The organism is Pseudomonas sp. B5(2017) (genome assembly GCF_002112825.1).
Lineage (GTDB): Bacteria > Pseudomonadota > Gammaproteobacteria > Pseudomonadales > Pseudomonadaceae > Aquipseudomonas > Aquipseudomonas putida_Z.
In genome coordinates this window covers 149727-170398 of sequence record NZ_NEIR01000010.1, presented here as the reverse complement: position 1 = coordinate 170398, position 20672 = coordinate 149727, and the positions used below count along the sequence as shown (strand labels likewise).

Genomic DNA, 20672 nt, shown 5'->3' with positions numbered 1-20672 from the left:
CAATACCTGAATCGACTGCAACGGGCGGCGAAGGTTTAGCCGCCCCGCCCTACGGCAGCGGGTTGCCGCCGGTCACGCCGAACACCTCGCCGGTGATGTAGCTGGACTCCTGGCTGGCCAGCAACACATACACCGGCGCACATTCGGCGGGCTGCCCCGGTCGCTTCATCGGTGTATGCGCGCCGAAGTCGGGGATTTTCTCCGGTGGCTGGCCGCCGCTGGGCTGCAGCACGGTCCAGATGGGGCCAGGGGCAACGGCGTTGACCCGGATACCGCGCTCGATCACCTGCTTGGCCAAGGCCTTGGTGAAGGCAACGATCGCGGCCTTGGTGGTGGCATAGTCGAGCAAGGTGGCCGAAGGCTGGTAGGACTGGATCGAGGCGGTGTTGATGATGGTCGCCCCCGCCGGCATCAGCGGCACGGCCGCCTGGCACAGCCAGAACAGCGCGTAGACGTTGGTTTTCAGGGTGTGGTCGAACTGCTCGTGGCTGACCTGGCTGATGTCCTTGCGCGCCTCCTGCTTGCCGGCGACGTTGACCAGGATGTCCAGGCCGCCGAGCTGCTCGTGGGCCTGGTCGACCAGTTCCTTGCAGAACTGCTCGTCCTTCAGGTCACCGGCAAGGGCCACCACCTTGCGGCCTTCGGCTTCGATCAGCTTGATGACTTCGCGGGCATCGGGTTGTTCGATGGGCAGGTAATTGAGGGCAATGTCGGCACCCTCGCGGGCGAAGGCAATGGCCACTGCCCGGCCGATGCCCGAGTCCGCGCCGGTGATCAGCGCCTTGCGCCCCGCCAGGCGGCCAAAGCCCTTGTAGGTGGTTTCGCCGTGGTCTGGTTCGGGCTGCATGTTGGCGTCCAACCCCGGTGCTGGCTGGCCTTGGGCCGGGAACGGAGGGTGCGGGTACTGGGTCAGCGGGTTCTGCATGCTGAACTGGTCGTGCGGTTTGCTGGGCATGGGGGCCACTCCTCTGGTGAAACCGGTGTTGGCCCATTCGCGGGCATGCCCGCTCCCACAGGTATTGAAACTGGTGGTAGTCCTGTGGGAGCGGCAAGCCCGCGAAGGCCGTTCTACCGATTTCGAGGTAAACCGCCATCGATGGTTTTTTCCGACTGGCCCAAACACTGACCAGCGGTCGATACGTCACTCAAAGTGACTAGTTCCGTACCTCAGCTGCGTCGACATCCGGCGCATCCGGTGCATCTGGCGCGTCTGGAGCATCTGGCGCGTCGTCCACATCCGCCCTTGCAGCGTCTCTGGCTGCATTGGCAGCGACTTTGGCTTCGTCCCTGGCGGCATCTGCCGTAGCCCTGGCAGCATCTCTGGCGGCATCAGCTTCGTCTCTGGCTGCGTCGCGGGCAGCATCTGCCGCGGCCCTGGCAGCGTCTCTGGCTTCATCTGCGCCGGCTACGCCAGCAGCTTTTGCAGCGTCGCGGGCTGCATCCGCCTCGGCTCTGGCAGCGTCTCTGGCGGCATCTGCAGTAGCTTTTGCCGCATCCCGGGCGGCATCTGCCTCAGCCCTTGCAGCGTCTCTGGCTGCATCAGCATCGTCTCGCGCTGCGTCCCTGGCGGCGTCTGCCGCATCGTTGTCGTTGTCGTTGTCGTTGTCGTTGTCATGCGCATCGCCTGGGCCTCTGCCGGCCATGCCACCATGGTCACCATCGCCGGCCCCCGGGCCACCATGGCCGCCATGACCGCCACCGCCGTCACCGCCGTGACCACTGCCTCCGCCACCGCCTCCAGATCCACCGCTGCCACCACCGTGACCACCGCCACCTCCAGAGCCACCGCCGCCACTACCGTGACCGCCGCCTCCAGAACCACCGCTGCCACCACCGTGACCGCCGCCACCTCCAGAGCCACCGCCACCGCCGCTGCCGCCGTGGCCACCACCACCGCCGCTGCCACCGTCTTTGGCATACACGCTGGAGAAACTACCGATGTAGTCGGGCACCAGGACGGTCGAGGCCGACAGGACGCCACCTATTGCCAATGCCAACAAACATTTCTTGAGCAACATGATGCACCTCCGCTTGGAGTTGCGTCGTCATCTCCGTATCGAACGCAATGACCAATGAGTTCGCAACCGCCCATGGAGCGGACAGCCAACCGGCGCGGCCATAGATCTGCAGTGTCAGCGAGCAGCTTCGGTTTCGCACGATCCTTCAGAGCCAGTCAGCATCTTTGCGTGGGAAATATTCCCACATAATAAGACTAGTACTGTCTGCCTGAGTTCAAAGGACCGAATATCAGGCCAAGGCACGTGTCGGCGCCTGCCAGCAGTCACGCCTGGCTGAACAGCACCTGCCTGAAAGCCTCAGCCGCCAGGTGTACCTGCACCGCCCAGTCCTGCGCCGCGTCACTGCCGGCATCATCGGAAATGTATTTCAGGCACACGAACGGGATGCCTTCGCCGCGTGCGATCAGCGCCAGCACGTAGGCTTCCATGTCGACCACGTCATAAGGTGCATCGCCATGGTTGATCTCGAAGCTGTCGCCACTGCCGCAGGTTTCCAGGGCCAGGCCGGGGATCTGCGCCCCATGCTCCAGCACCACCGGGATGTCCGACAGAGGCGTCTGGTAGCGGGCGAAGCCAAGCGGGGTCACATCCATGTCGCGCTGCACGAAGCGGGTACAGCACACCACCTCGCCCTTGCCATGGCGCTGGCTGCCGGCCGAGCCGAGGTTGACGATCAGCCTGGGCCGGCGCGCGGCAATGGCCTTGGTCAGGGCGATGGCGGCATTGACCTTGCCGATGCCGGTGAACACGGTGTTGACGTCAGCGAATACATCGCCGGCCTCGGCTTCGAGGGCGAAGACAAACAACGTGTCGTCCAGTGAAATGTCGGGGAATTGCTTGATCAGCATCATGGCGCAGGTGGTTCCGAGTGGCTGCGAAAGGCGCGGCCATTTTCGGCAAACCCCGGCTAATTGCAAGCCCCGGCGGCCACCACGGCCCGTAACGCCTGCGCCCTGCCCAGGCCGGCAGCGCTGGCCTGAGCCAGGCATTGCAGTTGCTGGTCGGCATGGGTGCCGTCGCGCAGCAGGCGTTGTGCATGGTGGAAGGCGCGCTCGGCGTCTGCGGTGTCGATCGGCAACTGCTCCTGCAATTGAGCCAACCAACCTTCGGCCGTGACCGGCTGTTGCTCATGCAGGCCAATGAACTCGCCCTGGCGCCCATGACGCATGGCGCGCCAGTAGTTTTCCTGGGTGATCCAGCGCTGTTCGCGGTTGCAGGCCGCCGGGTCATGCCGGTACACGATGCTGTGCTCCACCAGGTGACGAAACAGCGCAGCGATGCACAGCGCGTCCTCCAGCCGCGGGCAGCCGTCGCAGATGCGCAGCTCGACCGTCGGGAAACGCCGCGAAGGCCGGATCGCCCACCAGAAGTCGCCATCCGCGGCCAGCGACCCTGTGCGTTGCAGCAATGCACGGTAGCGCTCGTAGGCGGCCCAGTCCGGCAACGGCTCGGGCAAGCCCATGTGCGGCCATTCCCCGCAAATCACCCGACGATAGCTCATGTAGCCGGTGCACTGGCCTTCCCACAGCGGGGATGACGCACTCAGCACCAGCAACAGGGGCAACCAGCCCAGTACGCGGTTGATCAATTGCATGCGGTCGCAACCTGGCGGTACGCCCACGTGTACATGCAGGCCGTTGAGCAGGCTGCGCCGCGCCACATGCCGGTAGTCAGCGAACAGTTGCTGGTAGTGCGCCGGGGTAGCAGGTTTCTGCCGCAGCCAGGCGGCATTGGGGTGGCTCGCCGCACCGTACAGGCCCATGCCCTCTTCGGCCAGCGCTGTGTTCAGCTGCTGGCGGCTGTGCTGGAAGAACTCGCGTGCCTCGAACAGGTTGGCGAACACCGGCGAGGCCACCTCGATCTGGCTGCGGAACATTTCCTGGGCAAAATGCTGGCCCAGCGCCTTGCGACAACGCCCGACCACGGCTGGCGAAGGTGTGGCTGGCACCTGCCCTGTGTCCAGGTTCACCAGCAGGTATTCTTCCTCGATGCCGAACGTGCAGGGTCGGGCCATGCTGCCTCAGCTGTTGCGGGTAACTGTGAGCACCACCGCGGCGATGCGCTCGACCTGCTCGTAACCGGGTTCGTTCAGTTGCTCGCCGAACACGTCCGGGTCGATTTCCCGATACACCCAGGACCATTCCGGGCCCGCCAGGCGCAGGCGAATGGCTTCGAGCAAGGCGTCCCGGCCTTCGACGATCGCCACGCCGGTATACAACAGTAGCGAGCCCCCCGAGCCGAGCCGCTCGCAGGCTTGTTCGACGATCCGCAGCGAAAGCTGCGCGCCGAGCGAACCGCCGCCATGCCGATAGGTACGTTCGCTGGCATCGAGCATGTACGGCGGGTTGGCAACGATAAGGTCGAACAGCCCGGTAATGCCGCCGAGCAGGTCACTTGGCTCCACGGACACATTGCTCAGGCCCGCCAATGCCGCGTTGATCGCGGTGTAACGCAGCGCGAGCGGGTTGATATCCACGGCGCTGACCTGGGCATGGGGAGCCGCCCGGGCAATCAGCAAGGCGCCGACACCCGTGCCGCAACCGATATCCACGGCATGCTCGACACGCTTTGGCGTGCGTTGCAAGTGATCATGGATGACCTGGGCGAAACGGTAACTGTCGGGGCCGAAAAACACCGCGTCGGAATGTTGGGTGGGGTACGCGGAGTGCACCAGCAGCAGGTCGTCGAGCGTGGACCAGCGCACGCGGCTGATCAGCAAATCACCGTGCTCCTCGAGTACCTGGGCCTGCCGCATCTGGTCCAGCTCATCGGCAGAAACCAGTGACGAACGGAACGGACGGTTCCAGCCGAACACATCGCGCACTGTCCTGGCCTGCCCGGCTTCCGGGCGCGCATTCACGCGAGCATGGGTTGCCGGGGTGACGCAAGTGAAGCGGTAGCCGTCGGCGCGCAGGCGCCTGCCTAGTTGCAGCACTGCCTGGTCAGCCTGGGTCTGTTGCGGATCGAGCAGCATCAGCGGGTGATCTCCTGAACAAGGCCGGTAGCACGCATATAGCGCCGAGTGGCCAGCAAGCCTTCCGGTGTTGCATGGCGGTTACCGGACATCGTGTCGATCAACGTCTCGATATCGGCGTCCGCGGCAGGAGTGGAAAGCGCATCATCCGATTGCACTTGCACCTCCCAGCTGCCAGGCAGCACGCGGCGCCCCCGGGCTTGCCAACCTGCCGCGATCCAGTCGTGCCATAGTTGTTTTTCATACGCCGTGAACACGCCATACATCGGTGCCGAGGGGCCGTCGATGAGCCCCCACCAGCGGCTATTGGCGGGTGCTTCACCACGGCGGATCCAGCCCTGCGCCTGCAGGGCCTGCAGAAACGCGGGCATGGCGCCGGGTTCGGCCAGCCATTGGTTGACGGTACGCTTTTGCAGGCGGCAATGGTCGGAATGCATGAACTGGCCAAAATTGCGCTTGTGCTCCAGTGCCGACAGCAATTCGGATTCAAGATCGAAGCTGCTGATCAGGCTGGGTGTATCAAGCCCCAGGTCGTTCAAGCGGTACCCACTGCGCACCCGCTGGTAGAACTGGCCAGCGTCGTCGGCCGGGCAGAGTTGGCGTAGCGCCTGGATGGACAGATGCGCATGCCCGCTGGCCGCGTTGTCGATGGTCACGTGAAGCTGGAAATAATGGCCATCGATGCCCAATTCCGCCAGTTCGTAGGTGGTGATCAGCAGATGCAACGGTGGTTGTTCATAGCCCAGGTTGTAGCCGATCACCTCGGGAAGGAAATCATCGCCGTGGCGCCCCAATGCCAATTGCAAGGCGCCCTGCAGGTAACGTTGGTCGTCCAGTTCAGGCATACCCAGGCAACCCAGCCGGCTCAACAGCCGTTGGTAGATCAGCACATGGTTGCAGCGCGGATCACCGCCGCCCAGTTCTTCCAGGTAGGTGCGAATCAGGCCGTGATAGCGCGGATCGCTCCACTGTCGCAAGGTACTGTGCAGCCATGCCCCGTCCACTGCCTTGGTGGGCGCCACTTGTTGCAGGAACCACAACGCCTGGGCGCGGTTGGCAAAATAGCGCCGCGGCGCGCCTTGGCGTCGTTGCTCGAGGTAACTGGCATAGGCCTCGGCCACCTGGTTTGCATGGCTAGCGCTCCAGGCTTGCAGCTGAGCAGGATCGGCAGGCAGGTCATCCGGCAAACGCTGCGCGCGTGCCAATTGTTCGCTCAGCCACGCCGCGCTCGTGGTGTCGTGGGCCACGAGCAACTTGTGGTAACGCTCCTTCAGGCTTGGCCCATTTGCCGAAGCCGGTATCACCGCGCCGGTCTTGCGGGTCATTACCGTCATGCCGTAGTCCTTGTCCGCGTTTTATTGGCTGGGTTTCTGGCCAGGCATCGGCTCGGGGTCCGGCGCAGGTTGGGGAGCAGGTTGGTCGCCGGGTTGCTGCATCTGCAGCGAAGGTTTGCTTTGGTCGGCATCCTTTGCCGGGTGGTCGTTGTCCCGGTCGAAACAGCCACCCAGCAAGCCAAGCGTGCCCACCAGCGCTATGAGAGGGATCAATCGCATGGGGTTCTCCTCATGTGCAGAATCGCAGTGCCCGATCACCCGGGCACTGCGTAGCCTCACTTACGAACGGCCGCCCTTGCGGCCCGATTCGCTGGTACGGCCACCACCGGATTGCTGGCCGCCCTTGCGCCCAGCTTCGGAGGCTTTCTCGCGGTCATTGGCAAAGTTGCCCGGGTTCTTGTTGCCACCCTGGCTGCCTTGCTGGTTGCCGGTGCGGCTGTTCTCTTTGTTGGCCATGGTCTTAAACCTCGTATGACTTCGGAATGCACGGCATTACCTGCCGTACACCAGTTGGGAGTTCGGTCATTTCGACGGATTCGGTTTAATGCGAAGCGTTCGGACCAACGGCATTAAATAAGCGGCATCAGCATATTTGGCGCGCCTGTCAGTCGCGCGATGTGGTTTCCAGGCGTGCCTGTCGCCTTCCCAGCAAACCTCCGGTCATCGCCCAGCCCAGGGCAATCAGCGTACCGATCAACATCGCCAGTTGCGGGTACTCGCCCATCACATCCAGCCCCCGCTTGACCCAGCCACTGAGCGCGTCACCGCCGCGGTAGATCACGGTGTCGATGAAGTTCTTGGCCTTGTACTTGTCCTCGGCGGGCAGCACGGTGAACAGCATCTCCCGCCCCGGCCGCACCAGCGCGTACTCACCGGCCCGGCGCACCACCATCACCACCACGAACACGGCGAACACCGGGGCCAGTGCCAGCCACAGGAAGCCCGCAGCCATCACCAGCGGCACCGCCACCAGCAGCACGCCCACCCCCAGGCGGCGGGCCAGGCGCCCGGTGAGGAACACCTGGGTGAGGATGGCCAAGGCCTGTACCACGGTGTCGATCAGGCCGAACACCTGGGTTTGCCGGGTACGGTCGGTGAAGGTTTCGCTGACGATGCGCGCCTGTTCGAAATACAGGAAGGTACTGACACTGGCGAGCAACACCACGAACAGGGCAATGCCCAGCAGGTAGGGCGAGCGCAGTACGGCAGTGGCACCGGCAAACGGGTTGCCGCCCAGTGGCCGGGAACCTGCCCGCTCGGCTTGCGCCGGCAGTGGATGCCGCGTTCGCCAGCGTTGCAGGTACAACGTGGCGCCGATGCTGCCCAGCAGCAACGCCGCGGCCAGCACCAGCAACCCGGCATGGCCCAGCGGCGCCACCAGCAGCGTGCCCAGGATGGGGCCACTGAGCCCACCCAGGCTGGCCCCGGCCGCCAGCAGGCCGAACAGGCGCTTGCCTTGCGCGGTGGAAAACAGGTCGGCGAGCACGCTCCAGGCCAGCGAGATGCTCAGCAGGTTGAACACCGACAACCAGATGTAGAAGGCCCGAGCCGTCCACGAAGCTTCCGGATTGCGGGCAAACAGCACGGCGAACAGCAGCAGGTTGCTGGCGAAGAAGCCGTAGGTCCAGGGCAGGATGTACCGGCGCTGCACCTTGGAGGCCAGCCAGCCAAACAACGGCAGGCACGCCAGGGTGGCGATGAAGGTGCCGGTGAACAGCCATTGCAGGTTGTCCACGCCACCGGCAACGCCCATGGTTTCGCGCACCGGGCGCAGCATGAAATAGCCAGTGAACAACAGGTAGAACAGCAGCAAACCGGCGATCACCACCGGCCCTTCGCCGGGCTGGATGTTCAGCCCCTGGTCCAGGCGCCGCCGCCAGGCTGCCATGGTGTCAGGCAAACTGCTTGATCAGCGCCTGTTGCTGCGCCTGGGTCAGCAACGGCCCGTGCCCGGCCTTGAGCTGGTCAAGTTGGCGCTCGGGCCGGCTGGTCGCGGGGATGACCGTGGTCACCGCCGGGTGACTGATGGCGAACTTCAGAAACAGCTGCGCCCAGCTGCCGATACCTGCCTCTGCGGCCCAGCCGGGCAAGGCCTGGTCCTTCACCCGGGCGAACAGGCGGCCATCGTCGAATGCCCGGTTGATCAGCACGGCGACGCCTTTGTCCTGGCACAGCGGCAGCAGTTCGCGGGCGGCGTCGGGGGCATTGACCGAGTAGTTGATCTGGATGAAGTCCAGCGGTTCGCTGCGCACGATGCGGGCGACCTCGTCCTGGCCACTGTTCAGGTAATGGGTAATGCCGACATAGCGGGTCTTGCCCTGCTGCTTCAACTCGCGGGCATAGGGCAGTTGGGTCTGCCAGTCGCGCAGGTTGTGGATCTGCAGCAAGTCGACCTTGTCGGTGCGCAGGCTCTCGAGGCTGCCGGCCCATTGCGCTTCGGTGTCTGCCCGGCTGTCGGCGGCGATCTTGGTGGCGATGAAGCACTGCCGGTGCCAGCCGCCCTCTTCCAGCAGCTGGCCGAGAATGCTGTCGGCGCCGCCGTAGTTGGGCGAGGTGTCGATGACCCGGCCACCGCCTTCGAAGAACGCCTTCAGTACAACTTTCAGCTGCTGGTACTGGGCCGAACCGGCTTGCACTTCGAAACTGCCGGAGGTACCGGCACCGATCACCGGCAGCGCTTCACCGGTGCTCGGCACGTTGCGGGTCAGCAAGCCCGCCGGGGCAGCGGCGTGCAACCAGGGGCTGGCGGCCAGCAAGCCCAAGGTAGCACCCGCACGTAGGACATCACGACGTGCGTACATGGAAAAGCTCCCGTCACGAAGCGGAAACTTTCAAGGCTAGCCGCTGTACCCCGCTGCGTCCGGTGTTTCTGTATCTGGATGTTTAGCGATCAGGCTTGCAGCAGCAGGCTCAGGTCGACACCCGTCTCGCTCATGGGCGGGCACCAGTAGTAACCACCGGTCAGTGGCCGGCTGAAGCGGTACAGGCCGTCGATGATGCCGTCCTCCAGGCCGCTCATGCGCCGCAGCTGCACCTCGAACGCATCGAAGCTGTGGCCCAGGGCCACGAAGGCCAGGCCAGCGCCACGTTGGTCTGCCCAGGCCACCGAACGACGGACGATGAACGCTTCTGGTTCGAAGCTTTCCTGGGCCGTGCGCTTGACGTGGGCGGACTCGGGGGCGTCGTCGAGCTCTTCGTTGTCGCTGAGGCGGCGCCCGATGATGTTGTCCTGGTCGGCCTGGGGCAGCGACTTGAAGTACTCCAGGTCGTGCTTCCATAACTGGAACGCGGCAAAGCTGGAGCCATCGGCGCCAATGGCCGCTTGCACGGCCTCTTCGTCCACCGGGTTTTCGGTGCCGTCCTCATAGCCGGTCAGGTCATGGCCGCCACGATGCAGGAAGCCGTCGACGCTGTCGGCCAGGCGCAGGGCCGGTGCCAATGCCAGCTCCAAGGCCTGGGCCCGCAGCAGCAAGTCGCCGCGCTCGTTGCCGCGCAGCCACAGCCACAGGGCGTGTTGGGTGCTGGGGTTCTCCACTGCAGCATCCAGCTGCGGGAAGGCGCGCAAGCCAGGTACTTCACGGCCCAGGGCCTTGGCCAGCGGGGCGCCGACACCCAGGATCAGCTGTTCGCCATCGACCTGCGGCAGCAAGGCATCCAGGGCGGCAGGCAGGGCCTCTGGCGACTGCAGGGTGAAGAACAGGTGACGGGCGTGGGCCGGCACCGGGGTGGCAAGCAGACCTTGCTGGAACGGCATGACAGGCTAATCCTCGGTAAAAACCGGAATGCTACTGCGCCTGCAGGCCTACTGCAACGCGGCATACAGCCTCGCTGGCCGCTGCGCTTGGTAACAAACGGTTACCAAGGGCTGGCGCTTTGCAATTAGCTATCAATCAGGGCCGACCTACACTCCTCGGGATCCTTCGCCCGAGAGACCGCCCATGACCGCATCACCTTTGCTCACCGCCTTTCTGCCGTTGGCCCTGGGCATCATCATGCTAGGCCTCGGGTTATCGCTGACCCTGGCCGACTTCGCCCGCGTGGTGAAATACCCCAAGCCGGTGGTGGTAGGCCTGGTTTGCCAGATCCTGCTGCTGCCGCTGGTGTGCTTCCTGATTGCCAACGGCTTTGGCCTGGAGTCGGCCCTGGCGGTGGGGTTGATGCTGCTGGCCGCCTCGCCTGGCGGGACCACGGCGAACCTTTTCAGCCACCTGGCCCATGGCGATGTGGCGTTGAATATCACCCTGACGGCGGTCAACTCGCTGATCGCGATCCTGACCATGCCACTGCTGGTGAACCTGTCGCTGAGCTGGTTCATGGCATCGGACCAGGCCATACCGCTGCAATTTGCCAAGGTGATGCAGGTGTTCGCCATCGTCCTGCTACCGGTGGCGCTGGGCATGCTGGTTCGCCGCTTCGCACCCGCTTTTGCCGCGCGCATGGAGAAGCCGATGAAGCTGGTGGCCGCGTTGTTCCTGGCGTTCACCATCGTCCTGGCGCTGGCCAAGGACTGGCAGACCGTGGTTGCGTACGCGCCGGTGGTGGGCCTGGCCGCGCTGCTGTTCAACCTGCTGAGCCTGAGCGTGGGCTACTGGGTGCCGCGCCTGTTGAACATTCCCAAGCGCCAGGCGATTGCCATCGGCATGGAGATCGGCATCCACAACGGCACCTTGGCGATTGCCCTGGCATTGAGCCCTTCGTTGCTGAACAACGCCACCATGGCGGTGCCGGCGGCGCTGTACAGCCTGATCATGTTCTTCACCGCGGCGGCGTTTGGCTGGTGGGTGAGCCGCGGGCATGTGGCGGCGCAGCCCAAGGGTGAAACGGTGAATTGAGGGCCTTTCCACGTACCCTGTGGGAGCGGGTTTACCCGCGAAGAATCCAACTCGGTGCATGGCACCGGCTGCGCCGGTGTTCGCGGCTGAAGCCGCTCCCACAGGGTCCCTGCTGACTCAATGAGTCATGTGCAGTTGCATCATCGTGGGCTGCTCTGCCAGTCCCTGTCACAACTGGCTGCGCTTACGCCGCAACTGCTGTTTCAGCACCTTCAACGGCGGTGCATAGAAAAACCCGAACGACACACTCCCCTTGCGCCCCTTCACCGCGTGATGCAACCGGTGCGCGCGATGCAAACGCTTGAGGTAGCGGTTGACCGGCCGTGGCTTGCGTGGCCAGTGCCGATGAAAGAACCCGTCGTGGGCCACGACATACAGCACGCCATACCCCGCCACCCCGCCGCCCACCCACTGCAAGGGCGCATAACCACCCTTGCCAAGGGCCACCAGCAGCGTGGCGATAAGCCCCAAGGCCACCAGGTACAGGTCATTGGTTTCGAGCATGCCCAGCTGCGGCTCATGGTGCGAGCGGTGCAGCCACCAGCCCCAGCCATGCATGATGTACTTGTGAGCCAGCGTGCCAACGCCCTCCATGGCCACCAGGGTGCCGAACAGCACGGCGAGATTGAACAGCATGGAACGGTCCGGGGGATGGCAAGGGAAGGCGCAAGGGTACCGATTGCCCGCATTTTTTTCCATGCAGGCGTGACCGGTAGCAGGCCCACTGCGGATGAAGCCATTGTCATGTTTTTGCCCTTGACCTGGCCTGCCACGGGGCGTAAGGTCCGCGGCGCAATTTTGCATCCCTGAACAGGAGACCTGCATTGGACAGTAGCCCCAGTCGCATGCGACAGGCCCACGTGGCGCGCTAGTCCGGCAGTGTCTCTGCACTGTCTGGCCGGCCTGGCAAGACGGTGGTTTCTTGTAACCCCCCTCTTCTTCCTCCCCCTTCGTGGTCCTGCGCATTTTCTGGTTTTTCAACCGCGCCAGCTGATGGCGTTCTTGCGGGCGTGTGCCCGTGGAAGAGGTTTGCTATGGATTGGAAAGTATTTCTGCTGCGTGTCAGCATCGCCCTGCTGCTGGGGGCGCTGATCGGCGCCGAACGTCAACTGCGCCAGCGCCTGACCGGGCTGCGCACCAATGCACTGGTCAGCACCGGTGCCTGCCTGTTCGTGCTGATGACCCAGGCGGTGCCGGGCATGGCGCCCACCGATGCGTCGCGTATCGCCGCGTACGTGGTATCGGGCATCGGTTTTCTTGGTGGCGGCGTGATCATGCGCGACGGGTTCAACGTACGTGGCCTGAACACCGCCGCCACGCTGTGGTGCACGGCCGCGGTCGGCGTGCTGTGCAGCCTCGGGCTGCTGCTGGAAGCGACGCTGGGTAGCCTGGTGGTGCTGTGTGCCAATATCCTTTTGCGCGACATTGCCCAGCGCCTGGACCGCCAGGACGTGGTGCCGGCCAGCGAGGTGGAACAGCACTTCGAGGTGCGCATCGTCTGCCGCGCCGAGGACGAGATCCAGGTCCGCAGCCTGATGTTGCACAGCCTCGGCGACCCGCAGCTGCGCCTGCAGTCACTGCACAGCGAAGACCTGGCGAACCCCGCACGCCTGGAAGTGCGCGCCGAACTGCTCGGCACCGCGCAGGCACCAGCGCAACTGGAACGGTTGGTCAGCCGGGTCAGCCTGGAGAAAGGTGTAAGCTCGGTGCGCTGGCAATTGCAGCCGCAGGTGCTGGCGGCAGACTAGAACGAAAGGACTTCTTCATGCGCATTCGCCCTACCCTCGAGCAAGACATTCAATGGCTGCCGGGCGTCGAACGCTCGGCTGCCCAGGCCTTTGCCGCCCGGCCGGCGCTGGCATGGCTGGCGCAAGGAGATGTGATGGACTGCGGCACCCATCAGGCATTTGTCGAAGCTGGCGGGAGCTGGGTGGCCGAGGGGCCGGATGGGCGCATTCTGGGGTTTGCCTGTGCCCGGTTCGAGGATCAGGCGCTGCATCTTCATGAAATTTCGGTGCGCCGGGAGGCCCAGGGGCAAGGTGTCGGGCGCAAGCTGCTGCAGCAGGTGGCCGATGCGGCGCGCCAGGCGGCGGTGCGGGAGCTGACCTTGACCACCTTTGCCGATGTGCCGTGGAATGCGCCGTTCTACGCGCGGTTGGGGTTCGAGGTGATCGATGAGGGGCTGCTGGATGCACGCTTGCAGCAGATTCTGGCCGAGGAGCGTGCCCATGGGCTTGAGGGCCGTTGTGCGATGCGCCTTGGCGTAGATAACTAGACCCCCGGGGCTGCTTTGCAGCCCATCGCCGGCAAGCCAGCTCCCACAGGGACCGCGCATTGCCAAAGAGATGCACATTACCTGTGGAAGCTGGCCTGCCGCCGATGGGGCCGGTACAGACAACCCAAAGCCTTCATTCATCTACACTCACCACCGAACTTTCTGCCACACAATACCCATCCCGCCCCTGGCGCTTGGCCTGGTACAGCGCCGCATCCGCTGCCGCCATCAGGCGCTCGGCCGTCACTCCCTCCCGCGCCAGGTCACCCACGGCAATCCCCGCGCTGAACGACACCCGCCCCAGTGGGCTGCCCGCATGCTCCAGCGGCTGCCGACGCAGCAGCTGTTGCACTTCCTGCATCAGCAGTTCCGCCCCGCGAACATCGGTATCCGGCAGCAGCAATGTGAACTCCTCGCCGCCATAGCGCACAGCCAGGTCGGCCGGCCGCTTCAGTGCCTGCTGCAGCACCTCGGCAAAGCGCCGCAGGCACTGGTCACCCGCGGGGTGCCCGTAACGGTCGTTGTAGGCCTTGAAGTAATCCAGGTCGAGCATCACCAGCGCCAGCGGATAGCCCTGGCGTCGCGCCCGGCGCAACTCCGGCTCGAACACTGCATCCAGCCGCCGACGGTTACCCAGGCCGGTCAGGCTGTCGGTCAGTGCCAGGGCCTTCAGGGTCTGGTGTGCCTGGTGCAGCGCCCGCTCGATGACGATTCGCTCGCGCAACTGGCGCAACACCACGCCACCAAAGGCCGCCAACCCCACCAGCAACAGCAGCAAGACCGCCACCGACTTGATCGCATCGTGTCGCCAGGGCGCAACGATCGACTCCCGCGACAAGCCCGCCTCCACTACCAACGGGTAGCTGCCCAGCGCGCGAAAGCCATACAGCCGTGGCGTGCCGTCCACCACGGCGACCGCCTCGGCCACCCCTTCGCTTGCATACGGCAGGTGCTTGCGGAAGATCTCGCTGCTGCTCAGGCTGCGGCCCACCACCTGCTCGACGAACGGCCGCCGTACCAGGATGGTGCCGTCGCGCTTGGCCAGCACCAGCGCGCCACGTTCGTCGATCTTGAAGTCGCCGTAGTAACGCACAAACCACTCCACCTTGATGGTGCCCAGCAGCACCCCGGCGAAGCTGCCATCGGCATATTGCAGGCGCCGTGAAATGGGGATGATCAGGTCGCCAGTGGAACGGCTGCGCACCACCGAACCGATGTGTACCCCACGGTCGGTATGGTCGCGGTGGTAGATGAAGTAGTCGCGGTCGGCATTGTTGGCATTGGGCGGGACTACCGCCTGGTCGGTCACGATCCAGCTGCCATCCGGGCCATACACGAACAACCCGTGCAACTGCGGCATGATGCTTTTCTGCTGCACCAGCAAGGTATGCAGACGCGGCCGGTCGATGTGCTCGAAGCCGTCGCCTTCCAGGCGCTCGGCCAGCGCCGCGGTAATTGCGTCGACCTGGCGGATGGCGTCTTCGGCATGCTGCGCCGTGGCCCGGGCCAGGTTGGTGACCATGTTTTCGGCGTTGGTGAAGGCGTGCCGGTAGTCGCGCCAGATACGCCAGCCTTCCACCACGACGAAGGCCAGCATCACCACCAGCATGAACGCCAGTACCAGGCGGAACAGCGCCACGGCGCGGCCCTCGCCTGTTATCGCGAAGAACCCGTCTTCATCCTGTTTCCTGGCTGCACACATTGAAATCCCTAGCCATACCGCGTTCGCCGCCTTTCACTATAGTTCAGCACCACCTGGGCGCAGCCGGCCAGGAAAAAGATTAAACCTTTGCCGCCCGTGCACCCTCAACCGTACGCGACACTGAGGTCGCGCCACGGTTTAAGGAGTGAAGCATGAGCAGTCTCTTCATCAAGCGCGTCGGTTTCTCCATGGTGCTGGGCCTGGCATCGGTACACGCGATGGCGGCAAGTTCCGATGACTTCGTCGAAGCGGCCACCGAGGCCGGTATTGCCGAAGTGGTCACCGGCAAGCTGGCTCTGGAAAAAACTCAGAATGCCGAAATCAAGACCTTCGCCCAGCAGATGGTCACTGACCACACCAAGGCCAATCAGAAACTCGGCGACATCGCTCGCAAGCTCGATATATCCGTACCCGATGAGGCGGCAATAACCGACAAGGTCAAGAAAATGATCCTGGAATGGCGGGAGGAGTCGTTTGACAAGTCTTACGTCAACAACCAGGTCGACGCTCACGAAAAGGCGGTGGAGCTGTTCAAGAAGGAAGCGGCATCGTCCGACAAGGCTGAACTGAAGGCCTTTGCCAGCGAAACCCTGCCCAAACTCGAACAGCATCTGGAGCATGCCAAGGCGCTTCAGGCCAAACACGGCAAGTGAGGCCCGCCATGAGTAACGATGCATTGAAAGCCGAAGTGCTGACTCGCCTGCTGCACGCTCACCCCCAGGGGCTCGGCAAGGAAGTGCTGGACAACTACCGGGGCGAGAAGGCCGTGGCCGGCATGCTCAAGACGCTGCAGGAGGCCGGTTTGATCCAGGATGGCAGCGTGGCGGTGAGCAGCGACCACCAGATCAGCGTGAACTACCCCATCAAACTCTCGGCTGCGGGCGTGGAGGCAGCCAGGCAGGCAGAGTCCTGAGTCAAGCGGGCGTAGCTTGCCTGAGACAGCCTGCCCCAAAGCAGTGCCGTGTTGATCGCGGGGGCCGCTGAGCGGCCCTTTGCGACAAAAGCTACCTTCACGGTGATTTTTCGACGTCCCGCGGTGGCTTGGCAGGCCCTTGAGGGTCGACTTGCGGATCCTCCACATCTGGCGAATCGGGGTCGAAACCCAAGTCCTGGCGTTTGTTCGCCTGCTCGGACGAATGGGGCCCTTGGGGATGTTTTTCTGGCTGTTGTGGTTCAGGCATGAGGCTATCTCCGGTGAGTGTCTAGGGAAGAAATCACCAGCCAGAAAAAGTTTGATTAATCTGTATCCACCGCTAGCTGGGCACGGCATTGAACCAACGCTGCATCACGTTGCTTCAGTTGCTCCTCGAGTTGCTGCAGTTGGCGAGCCTGTTCCGTGCACAAGTCGCGCCTGGCCTCCAGGCTCTGTGCCTGTACATCCAGCTGCCGACGCATTTCCTCGCTGGCACCCTGCGCCTGGGCCAGGATAGTGCGCAAGCCCTGGATCTGCGCATCACGCTGTTCCAGCAATTCATCCTGCGCCCTACAGGCGCTGGTGGCCTGTCGGTGCTCGCCCAACAAACGCTCGTTGTCGCGGTGCAGGCGGGTCAGCTCGTCCTGCTTGACGATCATGCCCTGCTGCAGCTGGCGCACTTCCACCTGCAACTGTTGCAGCTGCGCCTCGTGGCGGCGCTGTTCCTGTTCACGCTGTTCGCGGCTGGCGTTGCGGTAATGCTCCAGCGCGTCGCGGGCATGACGGTGCTTGTCTTCCAGTGACTTTACCTGCTCGTCCTTGTCGGCCAGGCGCACCTGCAGCTCGCCCAGCGACTGGTTGAGGCTGGCACTGCGCAGCTGTTCGGCCTGCAGGGTGCTTTGGGTGGAGAGCAGTTTCTCCGATTCGGCCGCCAGCGCGGCCGCGTCAATCTGATGCTGCTGATGCGCCGCAGCCAGTGCCTGCTGGGCAATCGCCAGCTGCGCCTCCAGTTGTTCGCGCTGTCGAGTGAAGGCGCTTTCGGCCTGCTCGATCTTCAGGTCGGCCTCGTCCTGCAACTGGGTTGCCAGCTGCCCGACCATTCGGCTCAGCACGTCGCTCAGCGCAATGCCGCCCTCGGAGGCCACAGGCTGCTGGCCATTCAACTCTTTCAAGTAGCGGTGAATCGTGGTCTTGGAACCGGTGTTGCCCAGTTCGATACGTATGGCATCGATGCTGGGGTTCTCGCCCCGGGCAATCAGCGCCTGACGCGCCTGCTGCACTACAACCTTGTTGATACCGCCCCGGGCCATGCTTGCTCCTACGATTTTGTACCGTGTTATGTACCATGTAATTACGTACCAATTATGGAGACAGGCCATTGCCCATGCAAACATTTCCTATGGTGGAATAATCACGGCTTATCGCATGTGAGTGGTTCATGAAGGCCGCGCAAGGGAATAAAGCAGTACGCCAGACAGCAAAACGCCCCGCTCGGCTTCAAGCCGGCGGGGCGCTGCAGAATGCTGACGCAGGGGGCGTCAGGTGTAGTGTTCAACCCTGGCAGGCGTTCTACGCATCAGCACCTTGCCGTTGCGTACCGACACCAGCGCATGCCCCTGGCTGCGCACCATTTCGTAATCGTCCGGCGCCGACAGCAGCAACAGGTTGGCCGGCCGCCCCACTTCGATGCCGTAGCGCTCGCCCAGGTTCAGGGTGCGGGCGCTGTTGTCGGTGATCAGGTCCAGGCAGCGCTGCAGGTCTTCGTAGCCAAGCATGTGGCAGATGTGCAGGCCGGCCTCGAGAATACGCAGGATGTTGCCATTGCCCAGCGGGTACCAAGGGTCGACGATGGAGTCCTGGCCAAAGCACACGTTCATCCCGGCCCGGTCGAGCTCGGCCACGCGGGTGACGCCGCGGCGTTTCGGGTAGTTGTCGAAACGCCCTTGCAGGTGAATGCTCTCGGTCGGGCAGGACACGAAATTGATGCCCGACTGCTTTAGCAGGCGGAACAGCTTGTAGCAGTAGGCATTGTCGTACGAGCCCATGGCCACGGTATGGCTGGCTGTCACCCGGGCGCCCATGCCGCGCACCCGCGCCTCTTCGGCCAGCACTTCGAGAAAGCGCGACTGTGGGTCGTCGGTCTCGTCGCAATGCACGTCCACCAGGCAGCCGGTACGCTCGGCCAGGTCCATCAGGAACTTGACCGACGACACGCCCTGGTCGCGGGTGTTCTCGAAATGCGGGATGCCGCCAACCACGTCGGCGCCGATGGCCACCGCTTCAGCCATCAGCGCCCGGCCATTGGCATAAGACTCGATACCCTCCTGGGGGAAGGCGACGATCTGCAGGTCGAGCAGGTGGCGCACTTCGTCACGCACTTCGACCATGGCCTTCAGCGCGGTCAGAGTGGGGTCGGTGACATCGACATGGGTACGTACATGCTGGATGCCATGGTCCACCAGCATGCCGATGGTCTTTTTCGCGCGGTTCTTGATGTCGTCGTGGGTGGTGATCGCCTTGCGCTCGGCCCAGCGCTCGATGCCTTCGAACAGGGTGCCGCTCATGTTCCAGTGCGGCTGGCCGGCGGTCAGCGTGGCGTCCAGGTGGATGTGCGGTTCGATGAAGGGCGCCACCACCAGGTTTTGCCCGGCATCCAGGTCATCGGCAGCGCGCGTCGCCACCCCTTCGGCCTGGGGCACGATGGCGGCGATGCGTTCGCCGCTGAGCTCGATGCGGAACAGGCCGGGCTTGCCGCGCAGGCGTGCGTTGATGATGTTCATGATGCTTCTCCCTGGGCTTTGCGGGTGGCCCTACCAGCATAGTGGCCGAAATCTCACCTGCCCGGTTAGCGCGGACCTTTGTAGGAGCGGCCTTGTGTCGCGAAAGGGCTGCGAAGCAGCCCCAGGATTTCAGCGCAAATGCACAAATTGCTGGGGCTGCTTCGCAGCCCTTTCGCGACACAAGGCCGCTCCTACAAGAACTCGCGCAGGGCCATGCAGTGCGTTACTGGCTAACCAAGCCCATCTGCCAGAAGTCCGCCTCCAGGCTGGACGCCTGGCCGAAAATCCCCACCAGCTCGGCAAACCGTTGCTCGGTCATGCTCCGCGCTGCCAGCTCGTCCAGATGCTTGCGCGCCGCGGTGGCGACACCCTGGTAGCCCTCGCCGGCATACTCGGCGATCCACTCGCGGTACGGGTGATTGCTCAGATCGCCAATGCGCTCGGACAACGCCCGGCCAATTTCGGCATAACCGATCACGCAAGGCGCCAGCGCCACATGCAACTCCAGCAGGTCACCCGCGGCACCGCAGTCCAGCACATAGCGGGTATAGGCAACCGTGGCCTGGTGCTCTGGCGCGGCCTCGATATCGGCCTGGGTCAGGCCCCAGCGTGCGCACAGGCGCAAGTGCAGCTCGGTTTCATCCAGAATCGCCGCCAGCCCGGCCTGCGCGGCGCGGATGTCGGCCGGGCGACGGCTCTTGTAGGCGGCCAGCGCCCAGGCGCGGGCGAACTGGATGAGGAACAGGTAATCCTGTACCAGATAGGTGCGGAAGGCGGCTTCGCTCAGCGTACCCTCGCCCATCTGGCGCACGAATTCGTGATCGACGTAGCTGTTCCACTGCGGCATGGCAGCGGCCTTGAGGCGGTCGAAGATATCCATGCTCATTTGTCCTCCGGGTAGACGGCATCGAAGAAGGCCAGTTCCAGCGCCACGGTGCGCTGGTAGAAGTCAGCCGCCAGCGCGGCTTCCTGCGGGCCGACGCGGTCGAGTTCGGCTTGCAGAAAGGCAACGAAGCCCTGGAATGCCGGGTTGTCGTGCAGGGTGATCCATTCGGCGTGGACGAAGTTGTCCGGCAGCGGTTCTGGCGCCTTCAGCGCCCAGTCCAGGTACAGGCCTTCGGCGACATTGAGCACCGCCAGCGCGGCCACATAGGACCGGGTGGCCGCCGCTTCGCGCATGATCGCCTTGAAGCCTGCGGTTGGCACGGTGTCGGCCGGTTCGCTGCGTTGCGCGGGGCTTACCCCCAGGGCCTCGAAGGCGCGCAGGAAGTAGGTGTTCTCGTCACTGGAGATCATCCCGGCAAAACGACCGAAGCGCAGGCGCGCCTCGAAGGTGTCGGCGGTGGCGATGGCCGCGCCCAGCAGGGTCAGGAAGCTGTCGAGGAAGCGGTGGTCCTGCACCAGGTAGTCGACCATGATCGGGTCCGGCAGGCTGCCGTCGCACAATTGGGTGACGAAGCGGTGGCCAACGGCCGCCGACCAGGTCGGCTCGCTGCGGCGGCGCAGGGACTGGCTGAAGCGTTCGGTCATGTTGCTGTCCTTGATGGGGGTGACAGCGAGACCGCGATGGTTGGCATGGACGGGCCTCGCAGTGAGGCCGGCAAAAAGGCAGGTTTCAAGTCCCATCCCTTCGCCGGCATGATCCGGATCAGGTTCGAAGGGTCACCGCGCTGCAGCATCCAGCGGTTTCTCAGCCCGTTGCCGGGCTCCCCTTGGTGGCGCTCAGGTATACCCCAGGGCGCCGCTGCTGTCACCACCCAATCTGTGGGCAATGGGTGACCCACTAGTGGGGCCCCTCACCCATTTTTGACGCCGTTGTATTTAGCGCGCATCAGGCGCCACAA

Annotated in this window: 22 protein-coding genes, 1 pseudogene and 1 riboswitch; of the genes and pseudogenes, 5 read left to right on the top strand and 18 right to left on the bottom strand. The window is 64.1% G+C overall.

Translation table 11 applies throughout. From position 1 onward, the window contains the following. Positions 1-49: 49 nt before the first annotated feature. From CAG00_RS16765 to CAG00_RS16710, 11 genes and pseudogenes are all read right to left on the bottom strand, one after another. A complete protein-coding gene (locus CAG00_RS16765; protein ID WP_075045213.1) occupies positions 50-955 on the bottom strand; it encodes an SDR family oxidoreductase in 906 nt (301 codons plus the stop codon). 450 nt (positions 956-1405) lie between these two features. Beyond that, complete coding sequence (locus tag CAG00_RS28835) at positions 1406-1918, bottom strand: hypothetical protein (protein WP_085664832.1); 513 nt, start codon at positions 1916-1918, stop codon at positions 1406-1408. Between the two features lie 363 nt (positions 1919-2281). Beyond that, positions 2282-2869 carry a nucleosidase gene (locus CAG00_RS16750; RefSeq protein WP_085615705.1) on the bottom strand — a complete coding sequence of 196 codons (588 nt, stop codon included), beginning with the start codon at positions 2867-2869 and terminating at the stop codon, positions 2282-2284. A 56-nt stretch (positions 2870-2925) separates the two neighbouring features. Then, the gene (locus CAG00_RS16745) at positions 2926-4032 is read right to left on the bottom strand and encodes a carboxylate-amine ligase (RefSeq protein WP_085664831.1); all 1107 of its coding nucleotides are present in this window, start codon (positions 4030-4032) and stop codon (positions 2926-2928) included. 6 nt (positions 4033-4038) lie between these two features. Beyond that, complete coding sequence (locus tag CAG00_RS16740; protein ID WP_085664830.1) at positions 4039-4992, bottom strand: class I SAM-dependent methyltransferase; 954 nt, start codon at positions 4990-4992, stop codon at positions 4039-4041. After that, positions 4992-6326 (bottom strand): iron-containing redox enzyme family protein, encoded by a 1335-nt coding sequence (locus CAG00_RS16735; protein ID WP_085664829.1) that lies wholly within the window; start codon positions 6324-6326, stop codon positions 4992-4994. The genes CAG00_RS16740 and CAG00_RS16735 overlap by 1 nt, the downstream gene beginning before the upstream one ends. Positions 6327-6347: 21 nt before the next feature. Further along, complete coding sequence (locus CAG00_RS16730) at positions 6348-6545, bottom strand: hypothetical protein (RefSeq protein WP_085664828.1); 198 nt, start codon at positions 6543-6545, stop codon at positions 6348-6350. 60 nt (positions 6546-6605) lie between these two features. Then, positions 6606-6725, bottom strand: a pseudogene (locus CAG00_RS16725) (general stress protein); the annotation flags it as partial. 205 nt (positions 6726-6930) lie between these two features. Beyond that, positions 6931-8214: an NTP/NDP exchange transporter gene (locus tag CAG00_RS16720; protein ID WP_085664827.1), complete on the bottom strand. Its 1284-nt coding sequence runs from the start codon at positions 8212-8214 to the stop codon at positions 6931-6933. Between the two features lie 4 nt (positions 8215-8218). Next, the gene (locus CAG00_RS16715) at positions 8219-9127 is read right to left on the bottom strand and encodes an aldo/keto reductase (RefSeq protein ID WP_085664826.1); all 909 of its coding nucleotides are present in this window, start codon (positions 9125-9127) and stop codon (positions 8219-8221) included. 89 nt (positions 9128-9216) lie between these two features. After that, on the bottom strand, positions 9217-10080 hold the full coding sequence (locus CAG00_RS16710; RefSeq protein WP_085615693.1) for a Dyp-type peroxidase: 864 nt from the start codon (positions 10078-10080) through the stop codon (positions 9217-9219). 184 nt (positions 10081-10264) lie between these two features. On the opposite strand from CAG00_RS16710, the gene CAG00_RS16705 reads away from it, so the two are divergent. Next, a complete protein-coding gene (locus CAG00_RS16705) occupies positions 10265-11158 on the top strand; it encodes a bile acid:sodium symporter family protein (protein ID WP_025339072.1) in 894 nt (297 codons plus the stop codon). A gap of 168 nt (positions 11159-11326) precedes the next feature. On the opposite strand, the gene CAG00_RS16700 is transcribed toward CAG00_RS16705, so the two are convergent. After that, complete coding sequence (locus CAG00_RS16700) at positions 11327-11794, bottom strand: sterol desaturase family protein (RefSeq protein ID WP_085664825.1); 468 nt, start codon at positions 11792-11794, stop codon at positions 11327-11329. A 398-nt stretch (positions 11795-12192) separates the two neighbouring features. On the opposite strand from CAG00_RS16700, the gene CAG00_RS16695 reads away from it, so the two are divergent. Next, the gene (locus CAG00_RS16695; protein WP_085664824.1) at positions 12193-12906 is read left to right on the top strand and encodes an MgtC/SapB family protein; all 714 of its coding nucleotides are present in this window, start codon (positions 12193-12195) and stop codon (positions 12904-12906) included. Between the two features lie 17 nt (positions 12907-12923). Beyond that, complete coding sequence (locus tag CAG00_RS16690; RefSeq protein WP_085664823.1) at positions 12924-13433, top strand: GNAT family N-acetyltransferase; 510 nt, start codon at positions 12924-12926, stop codon at positions 13431-13433. Between the two features lie 133 nt (positions 13434-13566). Here the strand turns inward: CAG00_RS16690 and CAG00_RS16685 are convergent, their stop codons facing one another. After that, a complete protein-coding gene (locus CAG00_RS16685) occupies positions 13567-15135 on the bottom strand; it encodes a sensor domain-containing diguanylate cyclase (RefSeq protein WP_085664822.1) in 1569 nt (522 codons plus the stop codon). Positions 15136-15287: 152 nt separating this feature from the next. Here CAG00_RS16685 and CAG00_RS16680 point away from each other — a divergent pair, with 152 nt between their 5' ends. Further along, positions 15288-15788 carry a DUF4142 domain-containing protein gene (locus CAG00_RS16680; protein WP_085664821.1) on the top strand — a complete coding sequence of 167 codons (501 nt, stop codon included), beginning with the start codon at positions 15288-15290 and terminating at the stop codon, positions 15786-15788. 8 nt (positions 15789-15796) lie between these two features. Further along, on the top strand, positions 15797-16048 hold the full coding sequence (locus CAG00_RS16675) for a hypothetical protein (protein WP_013972652.1): 252 nt from the start codon (positions 15797-15799) through the stop codon (positions 16046-16048). A gap of 97 nt (positions 16049-16145) precedes the next feature. Here CAG00_RS16675 and CAG00_RS29100 read toward each other — a convergent pair whose 3' ends face one another. The 5 genes from CAG00_RS29100 to CAG00_RS16655 form a co-directional block, all read right to left on the bottom strand. After that, a complete protein-coding gene (locus CAG00_RS29100) occupies positions 16146-16316 on the bottom strand; it encodes a DUF6021 family protein (protein ID WP_238066344.1) in 171 nt (56 codons plus the stop codon). 55 nt (positions 16317-16371) lie between these two features. Beyond that, the gene (locus CAG00_RS16670) at positions 16372-17358 is read right to left on the bottom strand and encodes a DNA-binding protein (protein ID WP_085664820.1); all 987 of its coding nucleotides are present in this window, start codon (positions 17356-17358) and stop codon (positions 16372-16374) included. A 228-nt stretch (positions 17359-17586) separates the two neighbouring features. Then, the gene (gene codA / locus CAG00_RS16665) at positions 17587-18828 is read right to left on the bottom strand and encodes a cytosine deaminase (protein WP_085664819.1); all 1242 of its coding nucleotides are present in this window, start codon (positions 18826-18828) and stop codon (positions 17587-17589) included. Between the two features lie 223 nt (positions 18829-19051). Next, positions 19052-19714, bottom strand: coding sequence for a thiaminase II (tenA, locus tag CAG00_RS16660; RefSeq protein WP_085664818.1), 663 nt, complete (start codon positions 19712-19714; stop codon positions 19052-19054). Then, positions 19711-20358, bottom strand: coding sequence for a TenA family protein (locus tag CAG00_RS16655; protein ID WP_085664817.1), 648 nt, complete (start codon positions 20356-20358; stop codon positions 19711-19713). The genes tenA and CAG00_RS16655 overlap by 4 nt, the downstream gene beginning before the upstream one ends. A 78-nt stretch (positions 20359-20436) precedes the next feature. Next, positions 20437-20551: riboswitch (TPP riboswitch) on the bottom strand. Between the last annotated feature and the right edge of the window lie 121 nt (positions 20552-20672).

Coding starts and splice junctions, on each gene's coding strand:
- CAG00_RS16765 (WP_075045213.1), bottom strand. CDS start 955: ATGCCCAGCAAACCGCACGACCAGTTCAGCATGCAGAACCCGCTGACC.
- CAG00_RS28835 (WP_085664832.1), bottom strand. CDS start 1,918: ATGCCAAAGACGGTGGCAGCGGCGGTGGTGGTGGCCACGGCGGCAGCG.
- CAG00_RS16750 (WP_085615705.1), bottom strand. CDS start 2,869: ATGATGCTGATCAAGCAATTCCCCGACATTTCACTGGACGACACGTTG.
- CAG00_RS16745 (WP_085664831.1), bottom strand. CDS start 4,032: ATGGCCCGACCCTGCACGTTCGGCATCGAGGAAGAATACCTGCTGGTG.
- CAG00_RS16740 (WP_085664830.1), bottom strand. CDS start 4,992: ATGCTGCTCGATCCGCAACAGACCCAGGCTGACCAGGCAGTGCTGCAA.
- CAG00_RS16735 (WP_085664829.1), bottom strand. CDS start 6,326: ATGACGGTAATGACCCGCAAGACCGGCGCGGTGATACCGGCTTCGGCA.
- CAG00_RS16730 (WP_085664828.1), bottom strand. CDS start 6,545: ATGCGATTGATCCCTCTCATAGCGCTGGTGGGCACGCTTGGCTTGCTG.
- CAG00_RS16720 (WP_085664827.1), bottom strand. CDS start 8,214: ATGGCAGCCTGGCGGCGGCGCCTGGACCAGGGGCTGAACATCCAGCCC.
- CAG00_RS16715 (WP_085664826.1), bottom strand. CDS start 9,127: ATGTACGCACGTCGTGATGTCCTACGTGCGGGTGCTACCTTGGGCTTG.
- CAG00_RS16710 (WP_085615693.1), bottom strand. CDS start 10,080: ATGCCGTTCCAGCAAGGTCTGCTTGCCACCCCGGTGCCGGCCCACGCC.
- CAG00_RS16705 (WP_025339072.1), top strand. CDS start 10,265: ATGACCGCATCACCTTTGCTCACCGCCTTTCTGCCGTTGGCCCTGGGC.
- CAG00_RS16700 (WP_085664825.1), bottom strand. CDS start 11,794: ATGCTGTTCAATCTCGCCGTGCTGTTCGGCACCCTGGTGGCCATGGAG.
- CAG00_RS16695 (WP_085664824.1), top strand. CDS start 12,193: ATGGATTGGAAAGTATTTCTGCTGCGTGTCAGCATCGCCCTGCTGCTG.
- CAG00_RS16690 (WP_085664823.1), top strand. CDS start 12,924: ATGCGCATTCGCCCTACCCTCGAGCAAGACATTCAATGGCTGCCGGGC.
- CAG00_RS16685 (WP_085664822.1), bottom strand. CDS start 15,135: ATGTGTGCAGCCAGGAAACAGGATGAAGACGGGTTCTTCGCGATAACA.
- CAG00_RS16680 (WP_085664821.1), top strand. CDS start 15,288: ATGAGCAGTCTCTTCATCAAGCGCGTCGGTTTCTCCATGGTGCTGGGC.
- CAG00_RS16675 (WP_013972652.1), top strand. CDS start 15,797: ATGAGTAACGATGCATTGAAAGCCGAAGTGCTGACTCGCCTGCTGCAC.
- CAG00_RS29100 (WP_238066344.1), bottom strand. CDS start 16,316: ATGCCTGAACCACAACAGCCAGAAAAACATCCCCAAGGGCCCCATTCG.
- CAG00_RS16670 (WP_085664820.1), bottom strand. CDS start 17,358: ATGGCCCGGGGCGGTATCAACAAGGTTGTAGTGCAGCAGGCGCGTCAG.
- codA (WP_085664819.1), bottom strand. CDS start 18,828: ATGAACATCATCAACGCACGCCTGCGCGGCAAGCCCGGCCTGTTCCGC.
- tenA (WP_085664818.1), bottom strand. CDS start 19,714: ATGAGCATGGATATCTTCGACCGCCTCAAGGCCGCTGCCATGCCGCAG.
- CAG00_RS16655 (WP_085664817.1), bottom strand. CDS start 20,358: ATGACCGAACGCTTCAGCCAGTCCCTGCGCCGCCGCAGCGAGCCGACC.